The organism is Micromonospora sp. I033 (assembly GCF_053890995.1).
Map to the genome: position 1 here is coordinate 21,592 of NZ_JBSSLX010000066.1, position 6,432 is coordinate 28,023.

The 6,432-nt window shown below is 72.5% G+C and carries 6 protein-coding genes; 4 read left to right on the forward strand and 2 right to left on the reverse strand.

The genetic code is table 11. The features are described 5' to 3' along the window. Nucleotides 1-30: 30 nt before the first annotated feature. The 3 genes from ACW0Q9_RS13925 (at nt 31) to ACW0Q9_RS13935 (ending at nt 2,825) form a co-directional block, all read left to right on the forward strand. Nucleotides 31-810: a phosphodiesterase gene (locus ACW0Q9_RS13925; RefSeq protein ID WP_456181286.1), complete on the forward strand. Its 780-nt coding sequence runs from the start codon at nt 31-33 to the stop codon at nt 808-810. 205 nt (nt 811-1,015) lie between these two features. Beyond that, entirely contained in the window at nt 1,016-1,528 is a 513-nt protein-coding gene (locus ACW0Q9_RS13930) for a SigE family RNA polymerase sigma factor (RefSeq protein WP_456181288.1), read from the forward strand. A gap of 1 nt (nt 1,529) precedes the next feature. Next, nucleotides 1,530-2,825 carry a hypothetical protein gene (locus ACW0Q9_RS13935; protein WP_456181290.1) on the forward strand — a complete coding sequence of 432 codons (1,296 nt, stop codon included), beginning with the start codon at nt 1,530-1,532 and terminating at the stop codon, nt 2,823-2,825. A 304-nt stretch (nt 2,826-3,129) separates the two neighbouring features. Here the strand turns inward: ACW0Q9_RS13935 and ACW0Q9_RS13940 are convergent, their stop codons facing one another. Continuing rightward, nucleotides 3,130-3,933 carry an alpha/beta fold hydrolase gene (locus tag ACW0Q9_RS13940; protein ID WP_456181292.1) on the reverse strand — a complete coding sequence of 268 codons (804 nt, stop codon included), beginning with the start codon at nt 3,931-3,933 and terminating at the stop codon, nt 3,130-3,132. 285 nt (nt 3,934-4,218) lie between these two features. On the opposite strand from ACW0Q9_RS13940, the gene ACW0Q9_RS13945 reads away from it, so the two are divergent. After that, complete coding sequence (locus tag ACW0Q9_RS13945) at nt 4,219-5,961, forward strand: bifunctional metallophosphatase/5'-nucleotidase (protein WP_456181294.1); 1,743 nt, start codon at nt 4,219-4,221, stop codon at nt 5,959-5,961. A 68-nt stretch (nt 5,962-6,029) separates the two neighbouring features. Here ACW0Q9_RS13945 and ACW0Q9_RS13950 read toward each other — a convergent pair. Then, nucleotides 6,030-6,432, reverse strand: a 403-nt coding sequence (locus ACW0Q9_RS13950) for an MFS transporter (RefSeq protein WP_456181296.1), incomplete at its 5' end; no start/stop codon positions are given.

The window sequence follows — 6,432 nt, forward strand, 5'->3', positions numbered from 1 at the left end:
TGAGGGTCCCGGGCTCGTCAGGAGGCGCCGATGCTCATCGCCCAGCTCAGCGACCCGCACGTGACCACCGGCCCGCTCGCCGCCGAGCAGGCGTCCGGGCTGCACCGGGCGCTCGGCCGGGTGCTCGCCCTCCGTCCCCGGCCGGACTGCGTGGTGATCACCGGCGACCTGGTCGCCAACGGCCGGCCCGACGAATACCTGGCCCTGCGCGACGTCATCGGGCGCTTCCCGCTGCCGGTGCACCTGGCCACCGGCAACCACGACGACCGCGAGTCGCTGCTCGACACCTTCGGCGGCACCCCCTGCCTGGCCGGCGGCTTCTCGGCCTACTACCACGTCGACCACGAGGACGGGACGCTCGTCGTGCTCGACTCGCTGGCCTCGGGTGACGACGCCGGCCGGCTCGGCGACGACCAGCTCGGCTGGCTCGACGGCGTGCTCGCCGGTCGGCCGGAGGTGCCCGCCGTGGTGTGCCTGCACCATCCGCCGGTAGCGGTCGGCGTCCCGGCCATGGACGCCATGGGGCTGACCGACGCCGACGCCCTGGCCGAGGTGATCGGGCGTCACCGGCATGTGGTCCGGGTGGTCGCCGGCCACCTGCACCGGCCGGTGACCAGCGCCTTCGCCGGCACCGTGCTGACCACCGCGCCGAGCACCTGGATGCAGGTCAGCCTGGCCATGACGGACGACTCGGAAATCGGGTGGGTCGCCGAGCCGACCGCGTTCCTGCTGCACCGGGTCGCCGACGGTGGCTGCGTGACACACACCGTGCAGGTCAGCCACGCCGCCGGGCAGACCTGCTGGTTCTGAGGGGTGGAGCGGCTCCTCTGGTAGGTCGCCCGGACCACCGACTACCTGGCGGACCGGCGGGGTGTCGCCGGGCGCTGGTCGCCGCTCGCGATTCGGAAGCTGGTCATCGGCACGGCCGCCGGCCTGACCCAGGTGAAATGTCCCGATGCAACCTGGGTCGCGGATGCGCCCGTCACGGGTGTGGAGGGTCCCGGAGAGGAGCGGCATGCGGGCCGAGGACGAGACCGAGTACGTGGAGTACGTGACCGCGCGGATACCCGTGCTGCACCGCACCGCGTACCTGTTGTGCGGGGACGCGCACCAGGCGGACGACATCGTGCAGACCACGCTCACCAAGCTGTACCGGCACTGGCGGCGCGCCGCCGGTGCGGACAACACCGACGCGTACGTCCGCCGGATGCTCGTACGCACCTACCTCGACGACCGGCGCGGCGGCTGGTCCCGGATCCGCCTGATGTCGGAGACGCCCGACCGGCCGGCCGCCGGGGCGTCCCCCATCGAGGACCGCCAGGCGGTCCGTGACCTGCTCGCCGGGCTGCCACCTGCCCAGCGGGCCGTCCTGACACTCCGGTTCGCCTGCGATCTCTCCGTCGCCGAGGTGGCCGGCCTGCTCGGCTGCTCCGCCGGCAACGTCAAGAGCCACACCTCGCGAGGGCTGGCGGCGCTCCGCCGCCGGCTCGACCTCGAGGCCTGCACCGACCAGCGAGCGGGAGGATGACATGACCTGGGACGAGGAGCAGGCGGGCCGGGCCGTCCACCGGACGCTGACCCAGGCACCCGTGCCACCCAGCCGGGTGGACGTCGGAGCGGTGCTGCGGGCCGGCCGCCGGGACGAGCGGCGACGTCGTCGGCTCACCGTCGCGCTGGCGGCGGTGGCGGTGCTCGCCGTCGGGCTCGGCTCGGCGGTGACGGTCGGCCGGAGTGGACCCGACCGCGGCCCGGGTGAGGTCGCCGACCGCCCGCCCGAGATCCTGCCCACCCCCACGGTGGTGCCGGTGACCGTCACCGTCGCCGACGCCGCCGCGCCGTGCGCTTACGAGCAGTACCCGGTGCCGACGGAGGCGTGGTTCCCGCGGGTGACCGCGGCCGACCCCACCGGCCGCTTCCTGGCCGGGACCGCCGAGGTGAGCGACAAGCTGGTCGAACAGGTGCGGTCCTACCTCGTGCTCTGGGACCGGGGGCGACCGTCGCTCGTCGACGTGCCCTGGGCGAGGGCCGAGGTGACCGCCGTGAACGCCGCCGGCGTCGTGGTCGGCAACGGTCAGTCACCGAAGGGTCGATCCAGCGTCTACTGGGTCTACCGAGACGGGAAGGTGCGGAACCTGACCCCGCCGGCGGGATATGCGGAGGCCCGTCCCGTCGCCGTCAACGATCGCGGTGACATCCTCGGGACAGTCGGCTCGGCCTCCGATCGCGACAGCGCTTTGGTGGTTTGGTCGGCGGGCACGGACGGGCCGCCGCAAATGCTCGGCCAACCCGAGCCCGGTCGGGTCATCAGCTGGACCAACGACGGCACGGTGATCCGGTTCGAAGCCGAATCGCCACCCGGGGGGACGGCGAGGATTCGCCTCCTGCGGGCCGACGGCAGCAGCGCGGTGTTCCCCCTCCCCGCGGGCTGGAGTCCGGGAAGTATGCGGTTTGAGCAGTCGCCGTTGGGGGGTGACTGGCTGGCCGGGATCGTTTCCGGCGGCGGCGAGAAGTCCTCGCCGGGGGTGTTGAACCTTCGGACCGGGCAGCTCGTCGTCTACCACGGCCTGGACACCCGCAACCACTTCACGGTGGTCGCCGGCCCGGACGGGAGACTGCTGGCCGGCGTACCGGGCCAGGGCTGGAGGCTGGTCGAGCGGGACGGCACCGCACGTACCGTTCCACTGCCCGCCGGTGCGAACCCCGAGTACGGGCCGCAGCCGATTCTGCTCGACGATGCGGGGACGATCTACGGAGCGGTGCACCCGACCGAGCCGGGTCCGCGCCGGGGCGTCCGGGACGTGCCGACGGTCTGGCGCTGCCGCTGATGAGAGGCCTTCGGCCGGATACCACCGGCGGACCGGCAGATGTTGACCACCGATCGGTCGTGTTCGGCTCGTCCGCAGATGTATTTACCGGCGGGAAGGTTGCGCGAGCAAGATTCTCCACGTGACATGAAGGGGTCGATCCCGAGGCGCCCGGGTCGCGGACCGGCCGCCTCGACCGACACCTGATCGTGGATCAGCAGGCGCCGCACCCTCCTGCTGGTCCGCCCCGCGCACGGCGCCGGCTCCCTGGTCCCTGGGGGCCGGCGCCGTGGGCGTGCACCGGATCCCCCAGGGATTCCGCGTCTCAGCCGAGCAGGGCGTCGCGCAGCGCGGGGGCCAGCACCTCCGGCGGCACTTCGTGGAAGCCACCCGCCAGGCTGACGTGGGTGGCCCCGGGGATCACCTCGGCGGTCGCCACGGCCGCGTCCCGCAGCCACGGCGGGCTGCCGGTGCTGTCCAGCACCACGGTGGGAGTGGCGATCGCGGTGAGCCGGTCCGCGGGCAGTTCGCCGTAGCCGGTGACCGTGGTGTCGTAGGCCAGGGTGTGCGCCAGCCCCGCCATCCAGGCCCACTCCGGGGCGTCGCGCATCCCGGTGATTGCCTCGGCGGGCACGCCGACCGCGTCGGTCAGGAAGAGTGCGACCGCCTCGTCGCGCCGGCCGGACGAGACCAGCTCGCTCAACCGCTCGGCCAGCCCCGGCTTGCGGCCGCCGTGCGGGCCGGCCTGGAACGGCGGCTCGAAGAGCGCCAGCCCGGTGACCGGCACCCCCTCTGCCGCCGCGTACGCCGCGAGGATCGCGCCGGAGGAGAGGCCGTAGAGGTGGGCGCGACCGCCGGCCCGGTCGATCAGGGCGGCGACGTCCTCGATCTCGCGCTGCACCGCGTACGGCCCGGTGTCGTCACTGTCGCCGCGACCCCGGCGGTCGTAGCCGTAGACGGTGAAGTCGGCGGTGAGTGCGGCGGCCAGCGGGCGGGTGGTGCTCCGGTCGTTGAAGGCCCCGCCGACCAGGACGATCGGCGGCCCGTCGCCGGCTGTCTCGTAGGCGATCGTGGTGCCGTCGGCGGACCGCACCGAGTCCACCGTCCAGTTGGTCCCGCTCGACTCCATGGCTACATTCCTAGCCCATACCTCCGACAGCGGTGGGGCGTGAAGGAATTCACCCGCCGGTCATGTCCGACTAGTCGGGCGTACCGGTGCAGGTCGCCGTCGGTATCCAGAGTTGCGATGCACTGCCCCGGTCGACCGATCGCTTGACGGGTGGCAAGCTTGCTTCGGCAGGCGGCGTCCCCCCGACCGCCGTCATCCGCGATCGACCCCTGTCACGGCACGTCCAGGGTCACCGGTGCGAACCATCGCCCGGACAGCCACGCGCCGAGTCTCACGAGGAGTTCCATGTCCGTCCCCGGGATGCGCCGCCGGGCCGCCGTCGGCCTGGCCGCACTCGCCGCGACCGCGTTCACCGCGGTCGCCGTCAACCCCAACCAGGCCGAGGCCGGCCCGAAGCCGGTCGACGTCAAGCTGCTCGCCATCAACGACTTCCACGGCAACCTCGAGCCGCCGACCGGGTCCAGCGGCTCCATCGCCGGGCAGCCCGCCGGTGGCGCGGCGTACCTGGCCGCCCACCTCGACGCGCTGCGTGGCACCACGGAGGAGGAGCGGGAGCGCACCATCACGGTCGCCGCCGGTGACCTGATCGGCGCCTCGCCGCTGCTCTCCGCCGCGTTCCACGACGAGCCCACCATCGAGGAGATGAACCTCGCCGGGCTCCAGTTCGCCAGCGTCGGCAACCACGAGTTCGACGAGGGCGCCGCCGAGCTGCTCCGGATGCAGAACGGTGGCTGCCACCCGGTGGACGGCTGTGGCGACGGCACCCCGTTCGCGGGCGCCAACTTCCAGTACCTCTCGGCGAACGCCTTCAAGACCGCCACCGGCAAGCCGCTGCTGCCGCCGTACGGCATCAAGAAGGTCGACGGCGTCAAGATCGGCTTCATCGGGATGACCCTGGAGGGCACCCCGCAGATCGTCAGCCAGCAGGGTGTCGCCGGCCTGTCCTTCGCCGACGAGGCGGACACCGCCAACAGGTACGCCCGCATCCTGCGCGCCCAGGGCGTGCAGGCCATCGTCGTGCTGCTGCACGAGGGCGGCGTGCAGAACGGCGGCGGCATCAACGACTGCGTCGGCTTCAGCGGCCCGATCGTCGACATCGCGAACCGGATGGACCCGTCGATCGACGTGATCGTCAGCGGGCACACCCACGCCGCGTACAACTGCAACATCAACGGCAAGCTGGTCACCAGCGCCAGCTCGTTCGGCCGCCTGGTCACCGACATCGACCTGAAGGTCGACCGGCGCAGCGGCGACATCGTCAGCGCGTCGGCGAACAACGTCGTGGTGACCCGGACCGTCGACCCGGACACGGCCACGAACGACCTGATCACCCGCTACAAGACCGCCCTCGGCCCGGTGGCCGACAAGGTCGTCGGCGAGACCACCAGCGTGATCACCAAGACCCAGGAGAACCTGTACCAGACCGGGGTCGACGTCAACGGCAAGCCGACGTACCAGACCGGTGAGTCGCCGCTCGGCAACGTGATCGCCGACGCCCAGCTCGCCGCGACCGACAACGAGCAGAACGCGGTCGCCGCGTTCATGAACCCCGGTGGTGTCCGCGCCGACCTCGACGCCGGCCCGGTCACCTACGCCGAGGCGTTCACCGTCCAGCCGTTCGCCAACAACCTGGTGACCCTGGACCTCACCGGCGCGCAGCTCTACTGCATGCTGGAGCAGCAGTTCACCACCGCCAAGGTGCTCTACGCGTCCTCGACCGTGCACTACGTCGTCGACGTCAACGGCACCACGGCGCCGGCCGCCACGCCGTGCAGCGGCACCCGGGTGGTCCGGGGAAGCCTCACCATCAACGGCACCCCGGTGAGCGACACCGCGACCTACCGGGTCACGGTGAACAACTTCCTCTCCGGCGGTGGTGACGGCTTCAGCGTCCTCACCGGTGGCACCAACCCGGTGACCGGCATGATCGACCTGGACGCCTTCACCGCGTACCTGACCGAGAAGTCGCCGGTCTCCGCGCCGGCGCTGGACCGGATCCAGACCACCGCGGAGGTCCCCGCCGCCTGACGGCCGACCGCACGACGACGGGCCCCGGAGCGTTGCTCCGGGGCCCGTTCGTCTGCCGGCGTCGGTTGTCAGGCGGGCGCGGGCTCCGGCTCCCGGACCGGTGCGGTGGCGCGGCCGTCCTGGGCGGCGGTGAGCAGCGGGCGCAGCGACAGGGCCAGCACCGAGGCGGCCAGGCAGCCGCCCACCACGACCGCCACCCAGACCCGGCCGTGCGCGGCGCCGATCAGCGGCCCGGCGGTGACCGGGCCGATCACCCCGCTGATCCCGAAGATCATCGAGCTCATCGCGTTGTAGCGGCCGCGCAGCTCGTCGGTGGCGAGCGCGTTGGTCAGCGCGGGCATCACCGGCGACAGCATCGTCTCGCCGAACCCGAAGATCGCCGAGCAGGCCACCACGCCGAGCGCCGCGAGCAGCGCGTTGCCGGTTCCGACCACGCCGGCTGCGCCGAGGACCAGCCACGCGGTCGCGAAG

Excerpts from the sequence above, each read along its gene's own strand:
- ACW0Q9_RS13945 (WP_456181294.1), top strand. The coding sequence starts at position 4,219 with ATGTCCGTCCCCGGGATGCGCCGCCGGGCCGCCGTCGGCCTGGCCGCA.
- ACW0Q9_RS13925 (WP_456181286.1), top strand. The coding sequence starts at position 31 with ATGCTCATCGCCCAGCTCAGCGACCCGCACGTGACCACCGGCCCGCTC.
- ACW0Q9_RS13930 (WP_456181288.1), top strand. The coding sequence starts at position 1,016 with ATGCGGGCCGAGGACGAGACCGAGTACGTGGAGTACGTGACCGCGCGG.
- ACW0Q9_RS13940 (WP_456181292.1), bottom strand. The coding sequence starts at position 3,933 with ATGGAGTCGAGCGGGACCAACTGGACGGTGGACTCGGTGCGGTCCGCC.
- ACW0Q9_RS13935 (WP_456181290.1), top strand. The coding sequence starts at position 1,530 with ATGACCTGGGACGAGGAGCAGGCGGGCCGGGCCGTCCACCGGACGCTG.